General features: G+C 56.8%; 19 protein-coding genes. 8 read left to right on the top strand and 11 right to left on the bottom strand.

Features of this window, described 5'->3' with window-relative positions:
• Positions 1–300: 300 nt before the first annotated feature.
• The gene (locus DSM3645_RS12550) at positions 301–528 is read right to left on the bottom strand and encodes a hypothetical protein (protein ID WP_002652555.1); all 228 of its coding nucleotides are present in this window, start codon (positions 526–528) and stop codon (positions 301–303) included.
• Positions 529–1,006: 478 nt separating this feature from the next.
• Between DSM3645_RS12550 and DSM3645_RS12555 the strand changes: the two genes are divergently transcribed.
• A complete protein-coding gene (locus DSM3645_RS12555) occupies positions 1,007–1,891 on the top strand; it encodes an RNA polymerase sigma factor (protein ID WP_002652556.1) in 885 nt (294 codons plus the stop codon).
• Positions 1,892–1,990: 99 nt separating this feature from the next.
• Positions 1,991–2,317, top strand: coding sequence for a nuclear transport factor 2 family protein (locus DSM3645_RS12560; protein ID WP_002652557.1), 327 nt, complete (start codon positions 1,991–1,993; stop codon positions 2,315–2,317).
• A gap of 24 nt (positions 2,318–2,341) precedes the next feature.
• Here DSM3645_RS12560 and lepB read toward each other — a convergent pair whose 3' ends face one another.
• From lepB to DSM3645_RS12600, 6 genes are all read right to left on the bottom strand, one after another.
• Positions 2,342–2,935 carry a signal peptidase I gene (lepB, locus tag DSM3645_RS12565; protein WP_040351809.1) on the bottom strand — a complete coding sequence of 198 codons (594 nt, stop codon included), beginning with the start codon at positions 2,933–2,935 and terminating at the stop codon, positions 2,342–2,344.
• A gap of 252 nt (positions 2,936–3,187) precedes the next feature.
• On the bottom strand, positions 3,188–4,255 hold the full coding sequence (locus DSM3645_RS12575; RefSeq protein WP_002652560.1) for a radical SAM protein: 1,068 nt from the start codon (positions 4,253–4,255) through the stop codon (positions 3,188–3,190).
• Positions 4,256–4,495: 240 nt separating this feature from the next.
• Positions 4,496–5,593 carry a serine hydrolase domain-containing protein gene (locus DSM3645_RS12580; protein ID WP_002652561.1) on the bottom strand — a complete coding sequence of 366 codons (1,098 nt, stop codon included), beginning with the start codon at positions 5,591–5,593 and terminating at the stop codon, positions 4,496–4,498.
• Positions 5,594–6,484: 891 nt separating this feature from the next.
• Positions 6,485–7,756: a lactonase family protein gene (locus tag DSM3645_RS12590; RefSeq protein ID WP_002652563.1), complete on the bottom strand. Its 1,272-nt coding sequence runs from the start codon at positions 7,754–7,756 to the stop codon at positions 6,485–6,487.
• A 126-nt stretch (positions 7,757–7,882) separates the two neighbouring features.
• Positions 7,883–9,808, bottom strand: coding sequence for a tetratricopeptide repeat protein (locus DSM3645_RS28225; RefSeq protein WP_002652564.1), 1,926 nt, complete (start codon positions 9,806–9,808; stop codon positions 7,883–7,885).
• Between the two features lie 333 nt (positions 9,809–10,141).
• Positions 10,142–11,362 carry a pyridoxal phosphate-dependent aminotransferase gene (locus tag DSM3645_RS12600; RefSeq protein ID WP_116344397.1) on the bottom strand — a complete coding sequence of 407 codons (1,221 nt, stop codon included), beginning with the start codon at positions 11,360–11,362 and terminating at the stop codon, positions 10,142–10,144.
• 271 nt (positions 11,363–11,633) lie between these two features.
• Between DSM3645_RS12600 and DSM3645_RS12605 the strand changes: the two genes are divergently transcribed.
• Complete coding sequence (locus DSM3645_RS12605; protein WP_002652569.1) at positions 11,634–12,578, top strand: hypothetical protein; 945 nt, start codon at positions 11,634–11,636, stop codon at positions 12,576–12,578.
• Between the two features lie 49 nt (positions 12,579–12,627).
• Positions 12,628–14,046 (top strand): amidase, encoded by a 1,419-nt coding sequence (locus DSM3645_RS12610; protein WP_002652570.1) that lies wholly within the window; start codon positions 12,628–12,630, stop codon positions 14,044–14,046.
• On the opposite strand, the gene rsmA is transcribed toward DSM3645_RS12610, so the two are convergent.
• Together rsmA and DSM3645_RS12620 are read right to left on the bottom strand one after the other, a co-directional pair.
• Positions 14,043–14,954, bottom strand: a complete 912-nt coding sequence (gene rsmA, locus DSM3645_RS12615; protein ID WP_002652571.1) for a 16S rRNA (adenine(1518)-N(6)/adenine(1519)-N(6))-dimethyltransferase RsmA — start codon at positions 14,952–14,954, stop codon at positions 14,043–14,045. The genes DSM3645_RS12610 and rsmA overlap by 4 nt on opposite strands.
• A 37-nt stretch (positions 14,955–14,991) precedes the next feature.
• Positions 14,992–15,594: a riboflavin synthase gene (locus DSM3645_RS12620; protein WP_002652572.1), complete on the bottom strand. Its 603-nt coding sequence runs from the start codon at positions 15,592–15,594 to the stop codon at positions 14,992–14,994.
• A gap of 300 nt (positions 15,595–15,894) precedes the next feature.
• Here DSM3645_RS12620 and eno point away from each other — a divergent pair, with 300 nt between their 5' ends.
• A complete protein-coding gene (eno, locus tag DSM3645_RS12625) occupies positions 15,895–17,181 on the top strand; it encodes a phosphopyruvate hydratase (RefSeq protein WP_002652573.1) in 1,287 nt (428 codons plus the stop codon).
• 99 nt (positions 17,182–17,280) lie between these two features.
• Here eno and DSM3645_RS12630 read toward each other — a convergent pair whose 3' ends face one another.
• Positions 17,281–17,883: a hypothetical protein gene (locus DSM3645_RS12630; RefSeq protein WP_002652574.1), complete on the bottom strand. Its 603-nt coding sequence runs from the start codon at positions 17,881–17,883 to the stop codon at positions 17,281–17,283.
• Positions 17,884–18,191: 308 nt separating this feature from the next.
• Between DSM3645_RS12630 and DSM3645_RS12635 the strand changes: the two genes are divergently transcribed.
• Positions 18,192–19,586 carry an IS4 family transposase gene (locus DSM3645_RS12635; protein ID WP_002650043.1) on the top strand — a complete coding sequence of 465 codons (1,395 nt, stop codon included), beginning with the start codon at positions 18,192–18,194 and terminating at the stop codon, positions 19,584–19,586.
• 98 nt (positions 19,587–19,684) lie between these two features.
• Here the strand turns inward: DSM3645_RS12635 and DSM3645_RS12640 are convergent, their stop codons facing one another.
• Positions 19,685–20,152 (bottom strand): hypothetical protein, encoded by a 468-nt coding sequence (locus DSM3645_RS12640; protein ID WP_002652575.1) that lies wholly within the window; start codon positions 20,150–20,152, stop codon positions 19,685–19,687.
• Positions 20,153–20,282: 130 nt separating this feature from the next.
• Here DSM3645_RS12640 and DSM3645_RS12645 point away from each other — a divergent pair, with 130 nt between their 5' ends.
• Positions 20,283–20,633, top strand: a complete 351-nt coding sequence (locus DSM3645_RS12645) for a hypothetical protein (RefSeq protein WP_002652576.1) — start codon at positions 20,283–20,285, stop codon at positions 20,631–20,633.
• Positions 20,617–21,180, top strand: a complete 564-nt coding sequence (locus DSM3645_RS12650) for a hypothetical protein (RefSeq protein WP_002652577.1) — start codon at positions 20,617–20,619, stop codon at positions 21,178–21,180. Before DSM3645_RS12645 ends, DSM3645_RS12650 begins: the two co-directional genes overlap by 17 nt.
• Positions 21,181–21,621 lie beyond the last annotated feature (441 nt).

The raw sequence follows: 21,621 nt of genomic DNA on the forward strand, positions 1-21,621 counted from the left end.
GCTATCGCCTCCGCAGTAAGGGAAAGACCAAATACCGGGCGCCGTCGGGAGTTGGCGCACAGCGGGAGATATAGAGTTAGATCGGCGTACTGGTGTTAACTGTTTTAACCAAGCTGCGCAACCTTACGGCCAGGTAGCTTGGGTAGATTGAACCGGCATTTTATGGGATTTCTCGTCGCTGTCGAAGAAGCGTGCAGCGGAATTGAAGCCGGAAAGTTCATTTAACCGGAAGAAATTCGAGAATCCTGCTCGGATTGCGCCGAGAGGCCTAGTTTGCCGGAGCGTTAAGCTCGAATCAGGCTACGCCCATCCGAGCCCGCTCGCCTTTTGCATCCGCTTTTCGTAGTCGCCGATCAACCCACCGATGATATCCCACCCTTCCGGGCGACGTACTTCGATGTCCCCTTGCTGATTGATGCGAACGATCGTCGATTCGTTAACGCCGGCCTTCGCCAGTTCGTCGGGGCTCAGTTCGTCTTCGTGCAGAGCGCCGATGAGCGTTCCGCCAGTCATCTCGATGAATTTCATAGAATCACTAACTAACCCGCACTGGAAGTTCGGAGGCGACGCAATCGCATCACCAGTCCAAGGGGCTATTATCCTCGATAAGTCGCGAGAATCCAAGCCGGCGTTTTGCGGTCGTCCGCGATTGATTTCCCCACTATTTGTGGGGAGGAGAAAAGATTTAAATTGCGCCGGGTTGCTTGGCGCAGGCGTCATCAGCATGAACGCAGTCAGAGGACTTACCGGCCGGTTCTAGGAATTCCGCACTTCGCGCCGGTCTCTGCTCGGTTTGGTGTCGCTTCCTGGCAAAATTCAGTTTCCGGCGTTCATCATCTGTCCTCACTTTTTTGACCATTAGCGTTGGGGGATGAAAGCTCGCAATCCCACCGGCGCAATAAAATGCCTGTCGCATTTTCAACAGTTGTCACACCTTCGCTGCAGGCGTGTCCAAGATGCAGAAACGCCTTTCAAGTCGTCATTTTCAGTCTCCTGGAGCCGCGCCATGTTCAACCCGTTTAGCGAGAGGACCGAGGACGACGCATCCGATGCAGTTCTCGTCGAGCAAGCCAAGAATGGCGATCGTGCAGCGCTGGAGCAGCTGGTTTTGCGGCATCAGGCATGGATTTACAACATCGCTGTCCGCATGGTCTTTCACCCTCAAGATGCGGAGGAAGTGACCCAGGAAGTCCTGATCAAAGTCATCACCAAGCTCAGCACATTTAAGGGAGAGAGCAAGTTTCGCACTTGGTTGTATCGCATTGCCGCTAATCATGTGCTGAACATGAAACGCCGGCGTGCTGAAACCGGCGTAACGACGTTTGCCGAGTACGGAGCGGCGATTCGCAGTACGCCGGATGCAGACTTGCCTGATTCCAACAGCGTACCCGTGGCGCTGCCGATTCTGGTCGAGGAGGCCAAGAATAGTTGCACCATGGGAATGCTGCTGTGCCTTGATCGTCGACAACGGTTGATCTTCACTCTGGGCGAGATCCTGGGGGTCACCGACACCGTCGGCGGCCAAGTCTTGGAGATAACCGCCGACAACTTCCGGCAATCACTAGCGCGTGCTCGCCGCGACCTGCACCGTTTCCTGAACAACCAGTGCGGGCTCGTGAACAAGACCAACCCCTGCCGTTGTCCCAAAAAGACGCGCGGCTTTATCGAGCATGGCCATGTGGATCCGCACCGGCTGCTGTTTGTGCCGGAGCGTGTCGAACGGGTGCGGGATGTTGCGGGTGAGACGGTCAGGGGAATCGAGGATGTGGTCGAGCGACAGCACGCAGACCTCTATCGAGAACACCCGTTCCTTCGGCAAGCGGACGAGATTCACTGGCTGCGCCGAATGCTCCAGCGCGAGGAGATCCGCGGGGCGCTGCATTTGCCGTGAAAATTTTGAACCGGAGTTGTCACAGTCGGCCCCCGATAGTGTCCATGAAATAAAAGGAGCAAAGGCTCCCAGTCTTACAAACACAGGAAGGGATAAATCATGACGCTCCATCTGCCAGAACCGGTTACGGCCTATTTCCAAGCGGACAAAGCCGACAGTGAAACCGTTGCACGTTGCTTCACGGACGACGCCGTCGTGAAAGATGAAGGCCACGCTTACCACGGTCGCGTCGCGATCAAAAAGTGGAAGGAAGAGACGTCGGCGAAGTACGTCTACACATGCGAGCCGCTGAAATGCGAGTCGCAGGATGGCAAAGTTGTCGTCACTTGCCGCCTAGACGGCAACTTTCCGGGCAGTCCGGCCGACCTGCGGTTCTTCTTCGAGCTAACGGGCGAGCAGATTGCGTCGTTGGAAATTATCCCCTAACAAGTGCTGCTCGGGCGCTCCATCCTAACGCACCCATCCCACCCGCGTCATGGGCCATGCAATCAACCAAGCACGGCCCATGATCCGATGGGCAGGGACGGGACCGTTGAATCGGCTATCGTCGGAATCTTTCAGGTCGTCCCCCAGCACATAGTAACCATCGCCGCACGGCACAGGCTTGCCGTCGACTAGATTGCCAAATCTCAAATACTTCACGTCGAGCGACGGTGGGCATTCCATCGGTTGGCCATCAATAAGCAATTCACCATGGCGAACCATTTGAACGCTCTCGCCCGGCAGCCCGACGACACGTTTCATTCGCTTGTCGCCGGTATCGCTAATGAACGTGATTACCTCCCAGCGGCGAGGGCTACGAAACCAGCAACTCACTTTTTCGGTGATCACGCGGTCACCGTTATCTGGATTGGTTCCCATCAGCGTGGGTGACATTGAGGGAGAGATGACGACGGAAATATCCATCGTCAGCCAGTAGAAAGCGACGAGCGCCCCGAACACAGCGAGCCCGCGCTCGATCCAGCGCAGGCTCTGGCGAAAGACCGAACCACAACGGCTGCGAACCGTCGCGCTACTGTTGTTGGGCGTCGCAGGATTTGGCATCGCGCACGGCTTGTTCGATTTGTAAGTTTCGCTCTTCCCACTGTAATTTGGTCGACCGAGTGGCTCCAATAGTCGGGGTCGTCAAGCCAGCGAGGAGCACGAACGCTCCGGCGCCCGCCACGATGACTGTCACAGCATTCAGGCCTCGATTACTGGCCGATAAAGGCGGCGCAGTGACAGGACTGGGCGGTACATCCGCCAGCGACTCATTCAGCGACTCATCGGATTGGGGGCGTTCGTCCATAATGCACCTTAGGTAGAGGCGAGAACTCGCGACTCAAGAACGCGGATCGTTTCTCGGTAACAAGCTTGATCCAACAAACAGAGCAATCCATCGGGTCGGTTCACGTCGCCCGTCCGGATGAAATTACTGCATCGACAAGTTTTGGTGCTGCAAAGTGATTGCAGTGCGCAAGGGGCGCATTCAGCCGGCGTCATGCCTGGAAGCGGAGCGTGGTCAAGGAAATCATCCCCATCCAACGCATGACCGGAGAGACGCATCGGATTACCTGGCTCGTCGGCGCCGACGAGGCGCTCACAAGGAAACAAATTTCCCGCAGGCGTAACCGCGATCTCGGCGTGGCCAAACCCGCAGCGTGCTGTCTCGGTCAGCGGAATACCCGCGGCTTGCGCCCCCTTTTCATCGAACCAACTGACACTGCACTCCGGCAGCCGCTCGCCCCAAAAGTCGGCGGCGCGGCGGATGGCGTCGTTCAAGCGTTCGCCATCGGCCCTGGTCCAGGTTGCCCAGAGATTGAGTGACGGGTTAAATCGCCGTACGCCGAGCGTGTAAAGGAACTCCATTCCATCAGGCAAAGACGCAACACTGTCTGGCTGAACCACCATGACGATGCGGAATTCTTTGCCCGCATCGATCAGACGAGCCATCGTATTTTGGACGCGAAACGAACTTGGCAGGCCATCGACCGTGACCCGATGACCATCATGAGCGCTCGGCAAGCCATCATGGCTAATCGCCAATTCGAGCTGCGGCAGCGTCATTACCGACCATGCGGCGGCGGACTCAATCGTGCCGTTGGTCGTCATGCTTAACGCCAGGCGGACATCCTGCTCATCGGCCGCGGATCGAGCATAACGCACAAGATCCAAGATCAATTCGGCTTCGATCAGAGGCTCGCCGCCAAAGAACGACAGTTCAAGCGTCCCATCGCGGCGCACGGACCGGATCGCCCGGTCGATCGCCTTGCGCCCGGTTTCTGGCGACATCGGTCGTCGGATTTTCTCGCCGGTGTAGCAATAAGTACAACGGAGATTGCACGCATGGTTGACGACGAGCGTCAGTCCAAATCTTGCGTGCATCCGCCTGCTCCTAAAGAACTAAATCGACCGAATCCGATCCGCTTGGTCGCGGCCGCAGCAAATATTCTCCCACACGGTGCGCTATGTGCAAGCATTTGGGAGGCTTTGATCCGTGTTCTAAGGGTTCAGCGACTTCGTGGTGAAACCAGAGGCCAAGATAATCGTATGCCTGAAGGACTTGGGATTACCTCGCTTCCTTTGATCTCACGTCCCGATGGATCTCCGGCATCATCCCTGACATCAAGAGTCCAGCGCTCCGGCCACATGACGAGACGCCAGTTCTCGGGGATGCGGCGTGATTGCTCGAGCGGGAAGCGTCGTCAGGATGACGCAAACGGTATCGCTGTTGGGGTCTGCCCAGCAAATCGTGCCGGTCGAACCGGAGTGCCCAAAGACGTTGTCGCAGACGGGCCCGTTCAAATCGCTGCCGAGATCGAATCCAAGGCCACGAGCTTTCATCTGGAGTGGATTGTGATTCCGGATCATCATGCGAGCGGTCTCCGGCTTCAGCATTTTGCCTTGCGGATGCAGAAACGCATTCAGGAACTTCGCGACATCGCCTGCAGATGCAAATGCTCCGCCCCAGGGAGCTCCCAAGCGACGCCAGAAATCGCTGTTCCAATCCCAGGTCTTGGTGGTGGGGTCTCCCGCGCCCGATTCCGGAGCCGCATGTTCGACCTGACAGCGCATCAAGGAATCTTTCTCCAAGCGACCGATCCCCAGCGCCGTGTGGTGGAGCTGTAGCGGCTGTATCACTAGTTGGTCCACCAACATGGCAATCGGTTGTTTCGTGATTCGCTGAGCCACTTCCGACGCCAGCAAAATGGCCATGCTGGAGTAACTGTATTTCGACCCCGGTTTGAACAGCAACGGAGTTCGAATCGCGGCAGCGCTGAATTTCGACAACGTTGCCTGAGCCGCGCGCATCTTCGCATTCTGTGGCAACTGATCAGGCAGTCCTGAGATGTGCGTCAACAGCTGCCGCATCGTGATTGCTTCGCGGCCATCCCCCTGGAACTCGGGCAGATACTTCACGACACGATCATCGAGCTTGAACTCGCCTGCATCCAATAGGGACATGATCGCCGTCACCGCGATGGGCTTGGTAATCGACCCCAACAAAAAACTGGCGTCCACCGTCGCCGCACCGCCGAACGCCTGGGAGAAGATATCGTCTTTTTGGCGCACGTAGATGGTAGCGGATTCTACCTGGCCGGACGCGGTCGCTTTCTGCAAAACGTCCACGGCAGGCTCGAAACGCCCTTTTTTGACGTCAGCAAACAGCGAGTTTCCCATCGTCAAGCCCAGCCCAACTTGAAGAATTTGGCGACGTTTCATCGTTCAACTTTCGCTGTCTGATTGACCCTGTTGGGGCGACCATCCGTGATGATGTAACGCCTCTAAATTTCTAACGTCAATCGCCGTTGAACGAAATATTGGAGCACATTCATGGCCACGCAAGTCTGTGGTCAGGGCGTCCGTGCTCAAATTCAAGACAAAATACTGTAAATAGTCATTGACGACTATTTGCGCACCACCTAATTTAACTATTTCCTAGTTGTCGGACTCTCCATCGGAAACAATCATGTCTATATTACAAAAAATACAAGCGACAAATAACGCACAGAGAATGTACACGGTTCGCGGTGATCTGAGTGAAGAGAGTCCGGGCCAATTTCGCGTCACTTTCACGAAGGACGCATACGCCCTCATTGCTATGAACAATATCCACCCGGATTTCATTCTCCCATTGGCCCGTGGTGAAGATCCGAGCGGTCGGAATAGCAAATTCGCGTTTAAGTTACTTGAGGGTGCGGAGGTCGAGCTCCATGTTGATACTTTGACGCACAAATTTAAGGTCGCTCAAAAGGAGCGAGCGTTCTATATCGACGAGCATGACCTGTCCGTGGTTTACTTGGACTCACTTAAGCTAAGAGACTGCCCTTTCGAATGTCGGAAATACGTGACAGTCGTTGACGTGTACTGTTGCGGAAACGGTTTCACAAAGGCCGGTTACGGCTACGTCGGGTGCGCAGACATGTGGTGCGATGAAAGCCGATGTTGTCCCGACAGAGTTCGAGGGCACAAATGTGGTTGCGCTTAGTATGAAAATCAGTTACCGTACCAAACTCTGGCTGCATACGGATTTCTAGTCGTTTGTAACTTGGCAATACGGGCTCAGGCGCCATGCCCCCGCTAGGCCGTGGTCATGGCGCCCCTGCTCAACCTTTACTCGGGACTCGGCAGAGCAACGAAAACGATGCTCGACGGATTTCCGACTGGCGCGTAATGACCGGTAAACTGGAGCAGTCCGGTGTCGCGATTTACTTGAAATACGGTCACATGGTCTGCGCGCTGATTGCAGCAGTAGAGAAACTCGCCGGTCGGATCCAAGGTGAAACTGCGGGGGTAGTCGCCGCGAGTCCACTCGTCGGCGACGTGCGTCAACTCGCCGTCGCTTCCTACCGCGAAGATCCCAATGCTGTCGTGCAGACGATTGCCGGCGTAGACAAATCGACCATCGGCCGAAACAAGAATCTCCGAGCAGAAATTGCTGCCGGCGAAATTCGGCGGCAATGTCGAAATGGTCTTGCGCTGCGACAATCGGCCCCCTCTCGCGTCGTAATCAAACAACACGATCGTCGAGCCCTCTTCTTGAATCGAGTAGAACCACCGACCATTGGGATGGAAATGAAAATGCCGCGGGCCATCTCCCGGCGGCAAAGAAACGGTCGCCGGATTATTCGCAGTTAGCTTGCCCCGGGCAGGGTCAAATTTCCAAATGAAAATCTGATCCAAACCCAAATCAACATGCAGCACAAATCGCCCTGCCGGGTCGGCCTGAATCATGTGAGCGTGCGCGGTGTCATGCCCGCTAAACGCGAAACTCCCGGGAGGCGCGTGGACCGCTTTCGTCGGACCAATCTTGCCGCTGTCACGTTTGATATCGGTAGGATTGCCGAGCCGACCATCGTCCAAAATCGGTAACACGGCGATCGAACCACCGAAGTAGTTGGCGACAAAGAGATGTTTGCCTGCGGGATGAATGCTCACATAGGTCGGACCGGCGCCGCCGGAGCGCACCGTGTTGACGAGCGTCAAGCCGCCGCTGGCCGGATCAATTGCGAAACTGCTAACCGTTCCCTCCTTGTTGTCACCAACGCGATCGGTCTCGTTGGACGAGTAGAGTCGCGTCCTCGCCGCATTGACCGTTAGACAACTGGGGCTCGTTCCCATTTCGTGCACAACCGCCGCGGTCAGCGCTCCCGTAGCGCGGTTCACTCGAAAGCCATGGATGCCTCGGCCATTGCCGGGGGGAAGATCGACTTGCGTATCGAGAACATCCTTGAGCGGCGAACTGAACGTACCGACATAGGCCATGAGCGGTTGTTCGGTATTCGTGTCTTCGGCTGAAAACAAATCACTAGCAAGCTGACTCGTGCCTGCCACTGCGATGCTGTAGGCCAAGAAGGAACGACGGGAAGGATTCGTGAACGTCATGTCTACCATTGCTTTTGAGCGAAGAGACGGCGAACGGAGGAAGTTGGGCCGTGTTACATAATAGTCGAAGCCGCACGCTAGTCGAATCGGGAAGCGGCCTGCGTCAGCGCCTGTCATCCTCGATATTTAACGCGGCCCGCGTTTCCGCTTTTTGCCGAGTCTGCGTTTCGATGAATCGCGTTTCAAAGCGGCAAATCTCGCGCACATCCATTCGATAAAGCCTTCGGTCTCTGACCATGACTCCATCTGTCCTTCGATCAAGATCGCAGCTTCCTCGGCGCTTCCTAGCGTATAGCGCTCCGGCATCGTGGGAGGAGGCCCGGCGATCAACAACTCGATAACGTGTGGATTGAATTCGATCGCGGCGGCGATTGCTTTGTCGGCCGATTGACCGTTACGGCCCTCACGGCGAAACTCGATTTGTGCTTTGAGGTAAAGCCAATTTCCGGTTTCCTCTGGATAGCAATCGAGAATCTCGACCGCTTCTTTCTCTCGATGTTGGCTTAGCAATAGCGGAATAATCTGATAGCGGACTCCCTGATTGTCGTTCGAATTCAGCCGCAGGATGTCCAACATTTGCGCAATCGCTTCATTGGCTTGCCCATCTGCTGCGAGGGAGTTGGCAAGCCCGGTTTTGGCTCGCATTAACGGTCGCGTTTCAGAAATCTCCCAAAATTGACCGACTGCCGTTTCCAGTAGGTCGGCGAATTGGGCCTCGCCAAATTCGACTGCTTGTCGAAACAGCTCAATTTTATGCGACGTTTCGTGAACCGATTCAGCGAGCAGCACATTGGACTCGATGTGTGTTGGATCTTCCTGCAACGCTTGTCGAATCAGCTGAATCCTGCGGCGGCCGTGCGCGTCGATTGCCGCGTAGCAAAGGTTCTCAGCGCGATCAAACGGCGTTTCCGACGGATAATCAAAATCGTCAATGGAACCAGTAAATTGCTGGTTTATCAAGGCATTCAGGTCTTCCAGTTCCATTCCTTCGTTCTGTGCGATTACGGCTTGAACCAATCGGAAATGCCGTTCGTTGCCGCGCGGCTCTGGAAACATGCCTCGATCGAGCCATACTTTTCTGTCAGGAGGGGCAAGCAAGTCGGGAATCGAAATCTTGCAGCGTTTTTTCTTGCCTTGGACCAATATCTGTTTTGACCATTCACCCGAGTCGATCTCCGCTTCGGTTGTCTCGGCCAACGCCGCCAACAAAACGGTGACATATTCCAGTTCTTTGGGCTTCGGAGCACGCGTGTTGTCGCGCGAATAGAACAGAAACTGCGGAAATGCATCCCCCGTTTCCAAGGGAAAGTCATGCTCCTTCCATAGCGCTGCGTCACTTTCGATGGCTTCGCTGATTGGGTTGAAGGTCAAGCTGAACACTTCAATCAAGTCCATATTCAAGCGCTGCGCAAGCATGTCCCAGTGCGTAGCGGATGAATCATAAAATCCCAGCCCGAATTCCTGCCGTCCGGCGCCTAGAACCGTGACATGTTTTAAATGCTTGGGCGGCTTGGGCGTTTGAACTTGAAGCAAGTCTGCGTCGTCAAGATATTGCCAAGGGCGCGCACGATAGAAAGCGGCGGCGGCTTCTGCGTACGCGTGGATCTGCAACAGGGAACAACCCGACTCCGCCAGTGACGGGGCCGCCATCGTACCCCGCATGTGTTCGCCCATGCTCTCTTTGACTTCACACCAGAAATCGGGTTCCACGTTCCACGTAACGGTGGTTCCAGAGCCTGCGAAGTTCGCATTGAGCTGGCTCGCCAACGCTTGGTCCGTAACACAGATGCGCGCAGGGCGATATTCGAGCTTGTGCAATTCCGTGAATTCGAGCAGTTCCAAGATCAACAAATCAAGGGGCGCACCATCGATCGAAGGCTTGCCATGGATGAGTTCACGCTCTCGGGAAACCCACAGGACCATTTTTGCGGCTGACATCGGCGAATCCGCAAAGGCTCCGCCAGCGAGATCGCTGAAATCAAAGACTCCGCATTGCCATTCGGCCTGCGGTTCGACTGGGTAATTCAGTAATCGCTCGAGACGCGCATCCATCGATATCTGGTCCGTTTGCAGTTTGGGTTGGGCGAGAGAGCGTAGTATAAGAAATCTCGAGCAGGCTGAGAATCGAGCGCGCGGCCAGGCCCCGTCGATTGCCGCGCCTTGGTGACGATGATTGTGCGCGGCAATTCGGTTGCGGTGGCGCCCTTGCTGAAGTCTCCGTCATTCACTCTACGAAAGGAGCGTTTGCGCGACGAAACAGCTGAAAAACGGAGTGTCGCGTCTCTATGACGCTACTTTCGCAGAGCGAAAGGCGACTATTCGGACGCGGCCCGGCATCAAGATAATCGGGATCCATTGGCGCGCCGGCCGCTCGGATCCCCGACATCACATCTCCTGCTTGGCCATCCACGGAATCATCCGTTGGAACGCTTCTTCGATCGTCTCCATCGAGGTCGAATAGCTGATGCGGAGCGAGTTGATACAGCTTTCTCCAAACGCTTCGCCGGGGACGACGCAAACGCCGATCTCTTCTAGCATCCGCAAGGCCAGCGTGCTGCCGTTGCACGTGCGCGGCAGCGACGGAAAGATGTAGAATCCTCCCTGGGGCCAATAGCCGGTCAGGTTCGGCGTCTCGCTGACCAATTGCACGACGCGATCTCGGCGGCGGCGATATTCGCGGACCATCTCGTCGACGCACGCGGTTGTCCCTTGCAGCGCCGCGACGCCTGCCCATTGGGCCGGAGTGTTGGCCACCGTCGTGGTGAACATGTGGTAGCGGCGCAACATTTTGATCGCTCCCTGACTGGAAATGATCCAGCCGATGCGTAGGCCCGGCATCGCGTAGGTTTTTGAGAAACTGCTCGCGATCATCACATGATCCAAGTCGGACGTATGCCGCAGCACGCTCGCATATTCCAGGTCGTCCAAAATCAGATGGTCGTACACTTCGTCGCTGATGACGCGAATCCCTTGATAGGCGGCTTCTTGCACGATGGCCTCGATCGTCTCCGGCGGATAGACCGTCCCCGTTGGGTTGCTGGGCGAGTTCAAGATGATCGCAAAGGTGCGGGGGCCGATCGCGTCAATCACTTCCTGAGGGTCAAGTTGGTGTCCATTTTCAGCGCGGGTCGGGATCGCTTTGACTTCGCCGCCGTGCATTCGAACCAAGGGAGCGTAGAGCGGGAAAGTCGGATCGGGAATCAGAAATTGCCGGCCCGGCGCCGAGGTCACGCTGATCGCTAAGTACATCGCTTCGGTCGCACCGGTCGTGATCAGGATATTATCCTCGGTGATTTCTCGCTCCGTACGTGCGGTGTAGTACTTGGCGAGTTCCGTCAAGAGTTCAGGAAGCCCAGCGTCCATAGTGTAGCCGAGATGGCCGGCTCGCAGCGCATCGATATGCGCTTCGACAATATGCTGCGGACATTGAAAGTCAGGCTGGCCGATTGAAAGATGGATGACGTCCTTCATCGTCGCCGCCAAGTTGACCATGCGGCGAATCCCCGGAACCGGCAACGCGCGTAAAGCAGGGCTCCATTCCATCGCCTCATCGTTGGAAGGGATCTTCAATCCGTCCTGTAGTTTCTCGCTCCTGGGATTAGTCATGGCGCATTACTCCTCGTGATTGGGCGGATGTGAATGATTTCGATGCGCGAGATGAAGACTCCAACGCACCTTGAGCTCGTCGTCGTTATTTCCTTGGAAGAACAGCTTGCGCACTTTTCGTTTCACGCTTAATGCAACCTTAGCCGCATTTGCACGGTTCCGTCGATAGTGTATGTGGGGTAACCTGAAGAAAACTTTTCGATGTGTCGGCGGCGACACGACAGCGTGGGGCGCCTGATCGATCTTTTCGCATTCCACAGGAGCAAGTACTTTGTCCGTCATTGATAACGCCCAGTTGGAGAAAGCTCTTGAGGAATTGGGGCTGACGACGCGAGACAATTACGCCCTCCCCTCGTCAAATAGTTCCTTTGTCGACGGCGGCCACTTTCGCATCGAGATCGCCGGGGTCGAACGACTCTCGGCGTTGGAAACGATGCTCGACGAAGCGGAAAAGTTGAACGTCCCCATTCACCGCATCATCGCAACCGTCGGCGGCGCTACGTTTCTCACGCAGAAAGAGCTCCGCGAATTTTCGGCCCTGGCGCGGGAAAAGAAGATCGAAGTCATCATGACTTTGGGGCCGCGCCGCGGCTGGGATACAGGGCGACAAATCGCAACCAGCGAGGGGATCGTGTCTGGTATGCGGCTTCGCGGAGTCGATAGCGTTCGGCATTGGTTGAAAGATTGCGATCGCTGTTTGGAAGCCGGTTTTCGCGGGTTTCTCGTTCCTGACGAAGGGTTGCTATCGTTGGTGAGCGATCTGCGTGAGAAGTCGGTAATTCCCGCCGAAACAATTTTCAAGCTTTCGGTATTCGCCGGACATGCGAATCCGGCAGGCGCAAAACTCGCGCAAAAGTTGGGCGCGAACAGCTTCAATCCGTTGGCCGATTTGACCCTGCCGATGCTCTCGAGCATTCGCAGCGCGATCGACATTCCGATGGATATCTACTTGTGCCTGGTCAATGCGATGGGGGGCTTTGTGCGGTTTTATGAAGCGGCCGAGATCGCGCGACTCTGCGCGCCTTGCTATTTCAAAATCGAACCAGGCCCGTCGGAAGAACAAATCTACGCTCCCTGGAACACCCGCGAGTATCACGACGCCCAGATTAAAGAACGCGTGCGCAACGCGGCGGTCGTGATGGAATTGATCGAGCGCGAAGGGGCGCCGGTGAAATGCTCTCCCGTCGGCGGCGGAGACTTGGTGATTCCTCGCTAGCGGACCGGCGCCTGTTTCTCATCCTTCAACCTTGCGGAAGAACAAGCGAATGTCTTACGAACCGACCCAAGTCGCGGATATGACCGCGGGTGAAATGACGGTCCTGTTTGAAACGGGCGAACTTTCGCCGGTAGAAGCCGCTCAGGCCTGTCTGCAGCGCGTGCATGACCATAATCCAAAAGTGAACGCCTACAACCTGCTCAACGAAGAACTGACCTTCGAGGCCGCTCGCTATTCGGAAGAGCGGTGGCGATTGGGAACGCCGCTGGGCCCCATCGACGGCGTTCCCGTCGCGGTAAAAGATATCTTTCTCACGCAAGGTTGGCCAAATCGCAAAGGTTCGCTCTTAACATCGGCCGAACCGCAAACCGTCGACGCTCCGGCGATCGCCGCGCTGCGCCGCAATGGGTTCGTCCCTTTGGGGCGCACGACAACGCCCGAGTTTGGTTGGAAAGGAGTGACCGACAACCCGCTGGACGGCGTTACCTGCAACCCGTGGGATCCGACCAAAGTTTCTGGCGGATCGAGCGGCGGCAGCGGCGCCGCTGTCGCATTGGGGATGGGTCCGTTGGCCTTGGGGACTGACGCCGGCGGTTCGATTCGCATTCCGGCCGGCTTTTGCGGCGTCGTCGGTTTTAAGCCGACGCACGGCTTGTGCCCGATGTGGCCGCCGAGCGCCTTCGATCCATTGGCCCACGTCGGGCCGATGACCTGGACCGTGGCCGATAACGCGCTGTTGCTTGACGTGTTGGCCGAACCCGACCCGCGTGACGTCACGTTGCCTGCGAATCAGGTTTCGTTCCGCGACGCATTGGAAGATGCCAACGTGGCGGGCCTGCGGATCGCGTTCAGTGCGAACTTCGGCTTTGTTGACGTCGATCCCGAAGTCGCTGCGGCCGTAGCGGCGGCGGCGAGCCAGTTTGAAGAAGCTGGCGCGATCGTCGAAACCTGCGATCCCGGTTTTTCAGATCCGTTGGAAGCGTTCAATCGGCTCTTCTACGCAGGCGCCGCGAACGCGCTGCGAGATATTGGCGCCGAAGATCGCCAAAAGATGGATCCCAACCTGATCCATGTCGCCGAGTGGGCCACCGGACTGAGCCTGTTGGAATTTATGCAAGCCCGCAATGAACGAGCTGCTCTCATCGAGCGCATGAGCAAGTTCCATCAAAAGTGGGATCTGTTGTTAACCCCTTCGCTGCCGATTCCCGCGTTTGACGCCGGGCTCGAAGTTCCCCAAGGCTGGCCGCACGAGCGTTGGCCAACTTGGACGCCGTTTACCTACCCGTTCAATATGACCGGGCAACCGGCGATTTCGGTTCCGTGCGGATTCACCAAGTCAGGGCTGCCGATCGGTTTGCAGATCGTCGGGCCGCGACATGCAGATGTCGCCGTGATTCAGGCCGCCCATTTCTATCAGCAGACTCGACCACTGACGTCGATTCGTCCCGCTTGGATCGGTTCAACCTAACCCACCGCTTGCAGCTTCAAGCGAAACATTTCGCTCATCGCCAGCACTTCGTCCGGGGTGAACTGCTCGGCTCGCGCATCGGGTTGCAGACCGTTCTCGGCGATCACTTCGTCGACCTGGGTTTTGGTGAGTTGCTCTTTGAAGGCGCTCATCAGCACGCTGCGGAGAAACTTGCGGCGATGGAAAAAGATCGCGCGGGTAAAGTGATGAAAGAACTCGCGGTCCGGTATCCGGCCGCGCAGTTCATCGTCGACCTGAAGATGAATAATGGCCGAGTCAATTTTCGGACGGGGCCAAAAGACGCCTGGTCCCATGATCCGGACGATCTCGCAGCGGCATTGTGATTGCATCCAAATGCTGAGCGCGCCGTAGTCCTTGGTGCTGGGGACGGCGATGATGCGCTCGGCGACTTCCTTCTGGATCGTCACCGTCATCGAAAACGGCGTGATCTCGCTACGCAACAGATTGGACAAAATCGGCGTCGCGACGTTGTACGGCAAGTTCGCGACCAATTTCAGCCGGCTGTCGGGGATCTCGGCCAGCTTTTCCTTGATCGTCTCCATCACCTCAGGACGAAACGCGTTTTTGTTTTTCAGAACGTCAAACTGCAGCATCGTGACGTTGTCGAACTCGAACAGTTCTTCGGACGCCAACGTGAATAGATGCTCGTCGATCTCGACCGTGATCACGTGCCCTGCTGCGGCCGCCATGCGCGTGGTCAACGATCCGGTGCCGGTGCCGATTTCCAATACGACATCTTGCGGCCCCAGATCGGCCGAGCTGACGATCATATCGAGCAAATTCATGTCGATCAAAAAGTTCTGACCATGCTTCGAAACCGGGCGAAGGCCGACTTCACGAAATCGCTTGGTCAAAAAGGAGATCGTCTGATTCTGAAATTTAGGCATGCGTAAGGCGGTATTTCCGCCGAGTAAAAGTAGCGGCTTAAGAACTGGCGGCGGCGCCGCGCAGTTGTCGCTCGACATATTTGGCGAGCAAATCGGTCTCGATATTCACAGCGTCTCCCACTTGGCGCCCGCCCAGCGTCGTTACCGACAACGTATGCGGAATCAGCGCGACGCTAAAACGTTCGTCCTCGACATCGACCAGCGTCAAGCTGACGCCGTCAACCGCGACCGAACCTTTTGCGGCCATCTGCAGCGCCAGCTCCGGCGCAACGCGAAACCAAAACTTCGACCACTCGGCGTCGTCCTGGCGCTGGTCGACCTGCCCTACTCCGTCGACATGACCGGTGACGTAATGTCCGCCGAGTCGATCCCCGGCGCGCAGCGCTCGCTCGAGATTGACTGCGTCGCCGCCTGCGAGTCGGCCGAGGTTGGTTTTGCTCAACGTTTCTTCGCCCGCTTCGAAAGCCAACTGCGATCCCGACATCTCAATCACGGTCAAACAGCAGCCGTTGATCGCGACGCTGTCGCCGATCGCGGCGCCTTCGGCGACCAGTCCGCACTCGACCAGCATCAAAACGCCGGGGCCCTGCCGCGTGACGGCGACGATCGAGCCGAGCGTTTCGACAAGTCCCGTAAACATGAGCAATCGCCTTCCGAGTGGATCAAGGTGGAAAATCAGCGCCGCAATCGCAGCGCAGCGGCGACAGACAGCTTTGGCGGTGAGACGCACCGTCGCTAATGAATGTAGCCCGAGTTAATTTTTTCCTCAACCAAGGCGCGACTGCCTAGTCAATGCGAAATATGCGCGGCAAAATGGCGACTCCATTCGAACTATCGTAGACCAATCCGGGCGATTTTCGTCCCCGGGCCCCGAATTGTGCGGCGATTGCTACAGAAAGCCGCGCGACCTGCGACATCCCCAGAAGAACGAGAGAGAACCATGAGCTTTATTGTTGACATTCGTGGCCTGCAAGTGCTCGATAGCCGCGGCAATCCCACCGTTGAGGTCGAAGTGACCCTGGATGACGGCGCCATGGGCCGCGCCGCCGTGCCGAGCGGAGCCAGCACCGGCGTGCACGAAGCGAACGAACTGCGTGACGGCGACAAAAGCGTCTACGTCGGCAAAGGGGTGACCAAAGCGGTCGAAAACGTCAACACCGTCCTGGCCGAAGTGCTGTTGGGTGAAGACGCGTTGAATCAGGCCGAAATCGATCGCAAGATGATCGAGTTGGACGGCACGCCCAACAAAAGCAAGCTGGGCGCCAATGCGATCCTGGGCGTTTCGCTGGCCGTCGCCAAGGCCGCCGCACAAAGCTCCGGCTTGCCGCTCTATCGTTATCTGGGCGGCGTCGGCGCTCGTCTGCTGCCGGCCCCGATGATGAACATCCTCAACGGCGGTTCGCACGCCGACAACAACGTCGACGTCCAAGAGTTCATGGTGATGCCGTTGGGCTTCGATAACTTCAGCGACGCACTCCGCTGCGGCGTCGAAGTCTTCCATAGCCTCAAAGGCGTGCTCAAAGGCAAGGGCCTGAACACCGCCGTCGGCGACGAAGGCGGTTTCGCTCCCAACTTGGGCAGCAACATCGAAGCCTTGGATCTGATTATGGAATCGATCGAAAAGGCCGGTTACAAGCCAGGCGAGCAAGTCTTCATCGCGCTCGACTGCGCTTCCAGCGAGTACTACAACGGCGAAACGAAGAAATACACGATCGACGGCAAAGAGTTTGACTCGGCCGCGATGGTCGACTTCCTGGCCGACTGGGCCTCCAAGTACCCGATCGTTTCGATCGAAGACGGCTGTGACGAAGATGACTGGGAAGGTTGGAAGCTGCTGACCGAAAAGCTGGGCGACAAGGTCCAACTGGTCGGCGACGACTTGTTCGTCACCAACACCGAGCGTCTGGCTCGCGGCATTCAAGAAGGGATCGCCAACAGCATCCTGATCAAGGTCAACCAAATTGGTACGCTGACCGAAACGATCAACGCAATCACCATGGCTCACAACAACGGCTATACCAGCGTTTCGAGCCATCGCAGCGGCGAGACCGAAGACTCGTTCATCGCCGACCTGGCGGTCGCTCTCGGTTGCGGTCAGATCAAAACCGGCTCGGCCTCGCGTAGCGATCGCATGGCCAAGTACAACCAATTGCTCCGCATCGAAGCGGAACTAGGCGAAAACGCAATGTACGGCGGCCCGATCTTCCCCACGCTGAAGAACAAGTAAGCGGCTGCATTGCGAACAGTGCGAAAAAAAAGAAAGAGGCGCCGGTCCTAATGATCGGCGCCTTTTTTGTTTCTTGAAGTTCGAGAACGCCGCGCGTCGTCACCGCTGAAATTTGGACGGTATTCCAGGCGACTCCTTCCAAGGCGCCGTACTAGGAGTGGCCATGGACTGGCGAACGCCGCGTGGGTTGGTTTCCGTCGCTTCGCTGATTACAGGGCGAACCAGAATAACGAGCGATCGCGATTCCGAAAGCTTCACCGTCCGACCTTGGGGCGGCTGTTGCGCCGCTAGCTTCGGATCGATCTCAGCGCCTTGCAGCGTCATTCGCAGGTCGACCGTCTCCTGATGCACGAGCGTAACTCCGGCCTCGTTTTCAATTTCCTCGCTCCGATGAAGCGTCGCCTGCAATTGGATTTGGCCGTTGGCGCTGGGGCGAAAGATCCCTTCAAACCGTATGCCTGTTCTCAGTGGAGGCCCAGCGAACTGCGGATCAGCTGGCAAGGCGGGAGAAATGTCGAGCAAGAACGGGTGATTGACCAGAGTCTGAATCGTCGGCCGAGCCAGGTAATCAGGACGCTCGCTGGTTGGCGACGTTCCCAACAGCTCTAGGTGAATCTCGTATAACCCTTTGTGATTGTTCGCCGCTAAAAGTTGCGACGTCGTCAAAACCGCCAGCAGAATCGCGAGAGCGTATCGAAGCATCGTTGCATCCTTGTCGTTCGGATCAGGCTAGAGCGGTTGCCTGCTAGCCAATTCATTATTGATTTTCCACCGATAGCAAGCGCGGAAGCGGAGACAGTGGGACAAGGCGCCCCTATATCGACATCAGCCGCACGGCGTTAGCCGCGGTTTCTTGTATTCCTATTCCGTCGACGATACGTTCCTGTCAGAAACCGCGGCTAACGCCCAATGCCGCTTACTTTGACGAAATCCTAGCCGCGATTTGGTTTGGGTACGAGATTTGCGCCAAGTTGAGAGATTTGATTTCTCTGTCACAATGGCGGCAAGTCATGATTGCACCTCCCAGCCTGCCTGATTCGCCCGAAGAGCAGTTTGTCGCCGCCAGAACTTTGCTCAGTGAGATTCTGCGCGTTCCGCAAATCGAGGCGATCGTTGATTTTGATGATCGACCTAACACCAAGATGGTCTACACCCAGGCCGTCACCATTTGGCTGTTGATTTTGCAACGACTTCGCGGCGGCGCATCGCTGCAAACGGTCGTCTCGGAAGCGGTCGAGCATCAAGCCGATCTATTTCCTGACAATAAGCGGGTCCATGAAGGCACGTTGGGGGAGAACACCTCCTCGTTTAGCGCCGCACGCAAACGCCTGCCGCTGGATGCGATCGAAAGGTTCTCGCGATGCGTTTGCGATCATCTCGGACGGACCGTCGAGCCTGTTTTCGATGATCGACGCGTGTTCATCATCGACGGGACCACGATCACGCTACCGCCAACGCCTGTTCTGAAGAAGGCGTTTCCGCCGGCGACCAACCAGCTTGGCGAAACGGTTTGGCCAGTCGCGATGCTGATGGTGGCCGCCGAGATGCAAACCGGCTGCATCTTAGTTCCCAAGATCGATCCCATGTACGGCCCGAACAATTCCAGCGAGGCCAAGCAAGCACGCGAGATTGTCGGCGACCTGCCCAGTCGCAGTATCGTTTTAGCGGACAGCTGTTTCGGGATCTTCAGCGTGGCCCATCACACGCGAGCCGCCGGGCACGATTTTCTGTTTCGTCTGTCGATGCTACGGTTAAAAGCGCATCGCAAGAAAGCCGAGCTCATCGATCAAGGCGAAGGCTATAAGAGCTGCCGCTTGACCTGGCGTCCCTCGGCCAAGGAACGCAACACCAATCCCGACTTGCCAGCGGACGCTTCCTTGGATGTATTTCTGCACGAAGTCGAACTGGAAGACGGGGCGACGTTGGCGCTGGTGACGTCAATGAGCTTCGACGCGTTGTGCTTGGCGGAGCTTTACCGTCGGCGTTACGACATTGAATTCGATATTCGCGATTTAAAGGTGACAATGGATACGGAGAACCTGCGCGCCAAAAGCGTCGAGATGGTAATGAAAGAGTTGATGGGTTCCGTAATTGCGTACAACTTGGTGTCGCAACTTCGTCGCGGCGCCGCGAAGCTGGCCCGAGTCGAGCCGCGACGACTGAGCTTCACCGGAGTCTGGGTGAGCTTTCAAGTCCAACTGCTGGGCAGGTCATGCGAAACATTCGAACAGTGGAGCAAGGCATTTACGAAAGCCTTGGTCAGCGCGTCGAAGCGAAGACTCCCCAATCGCAAGTCGCCGCGCAGCTACCCTCGCGTCGCCCATCCTCGCCGCGCAAAGACGACGAAGTTTCAAAAGTCACTCCGCAAAAAAACAAAATCACCTGACCCGCCACCCCCTGAATAGCCACAAAGTAAGCGGCATTGGGCTAACGCCGTGCGGCTGATTCTGACGGAGAAGCCGGAGCGAAGGGGGACGATTCGTTTGGCTTGTTGAAAAACGCTCTAATCGCCGACGGGTTCAACCCGCAGTTTGAGCGTGCAATTGGGGGCGAGCTTGACCTCTTTTTCTTGGGCTTGCGAGAGATTGAGTCGCACCTTGCAGATGCGCCCCGCTACTACTTCTGCATCCGTTTCCTTCCCGGAAACATTTTCGGTAAGTTGGAAGATCAGCAACATTTGCGCTTGCCCGTCGGTGTTCGTGCGAATGATGCCGTCCATACGCGTCCCAAATTCCAGCCCCTCGCCGCCGAATTTGGGATCGGGTGGAATCTCACCGCCGGAGAGATACGAAAACTTTCTGCCGACTGTCGCCATCACTTTCGGTTCGGCCAAGATCTTGGCCGGCGGTTGCTCGCCCCGTAATTCGTAGAAGGTGGCCGTTATGATGTACTGTTGCGGCGCTTGGGCGAGCAGAAATCGTGGAGCGGCTAGCACGGCCAAAGCGCAAACGGCGAGCGGTAACAAACGCATACGAAGACTCCGTCGAGAGCGAACAGACGACATTGCCGACAGCGTAGGCAATTCGGCCCCCCAAGTCTGCGCCGGTTGGGGCGCCTGCAATTTCGACCCTGTTTCGCGCTTGCCGTGTATAATCGCTTCTATGGAAAAGCAGCTGACCCCGATCGCCGATTCTCCCTGGTTTTGGCTCTATCTGTTCGCCATGTGCGCGTTGGCCGGCGGATTGGTGATGGCGCCCAAGTATGGGGCGCGGCAAGCGACCCTCGAAAAGCAGCATCAGGCTCGACAGCGAGCCGAACAGATTCGCCAAGGGATCACGCCGGAGGGAGAAATCTCCAGCGCCGGCAATACGCTGATTGATCTACGGCCGATCTATCTGGTGCTGTTGGTGTTGGTGAGCGTCGGTTGGGCGCGGCTGTGGTGGACGCGGTGGGTTTCTACTTCACAGAACGCAACCTCGGCAAGGGGAACGTCACATGAGCATCCTGTTTGAGCAGCAAACGACCATTCTGGTGATTGGTCTCATCGGCGCCGCGGTAATCGCCGGTTGTCTGGTGCAGACCGGCAAAAAGATGTTCATCCCGGTCTTCTTTTTATGGATCGCGATGATTGCCTGTGCGTCGCTGATGGAGATGTCGATCGTCACGCCGACCGAAAAGGTCCGCGACTCGGTCCACTATTTCGGCGCCGTCCTGCAAAGCAACAACAAGGCGAAAGTGTTGGAGACGATCACCGACATTCGCCCCGAGATGAAACGCCGCGCGAGCTTCATCCTGGATACCGTCGAACTCGATAGCGTCAGCATCAAAGACCCGATCGAAGTTATCTTCTTCGACGCTCCCCAAACGCATTGCCACGCCAAGTTCAACATTGTCGTCACCGGCCGATTGAAAAAGGGGGGCTACGGCGGCGGAGATCGCTTCGCCTCGTTTCTGGTCTTGGACATGATCCAAGAAGAAGACGGCAAATGGCGCGTCGCTGGCTACGAGGCGTACGATCCGCGCGGTGAACAAGCTGGCCGGCTGGTCGAACCAATCTAGCGCGAGTGATATCGCCCCAAGGTAGGTCAGGCCTCGGCCTGACGAAGCGCAAAAGCATCGGTCCGACCACAAAAATCGTAGGGTGGGTGGAGCAAAACCGCGCTCGATTTGACCATCACCAATCGACATGACCGGTTTGCGCAACCCACCGAACCTGCTCGTCAGCATGGCGGCATTGGTGGGTTGCGCAAGCGGTGATGTTGTTCGAAATTGGTGGCCGGATATCGCTTGCTCCACCCACCCTACATCTCTTGACGAAGCGCACGGACCCCGGGTCAACTACAAAAATCGTAGGGTGGGTGGAGCAAAACCGCGCTCGATTTCACCATCGCCAATCGACATGACCGGTTTGCGCAACCCACCAGAACCTGCTCGTCAGCATGGCGGCATTGGTGGGTTGCGCAAGCGGTGATGTGGTTCGAAATTGGTGGTCGGAAATCG

Origin of the sequence: Blastopirellula marina DSM 3645 (assembly GCF_000153105.1) — a bacterium.
Taxonomy (GTDB): Bacteria; Planctomycetota; Planctomycetia; order Pirellulales; family Pirellulaceae; genus Blastopirellula; species Blastopirellula marina.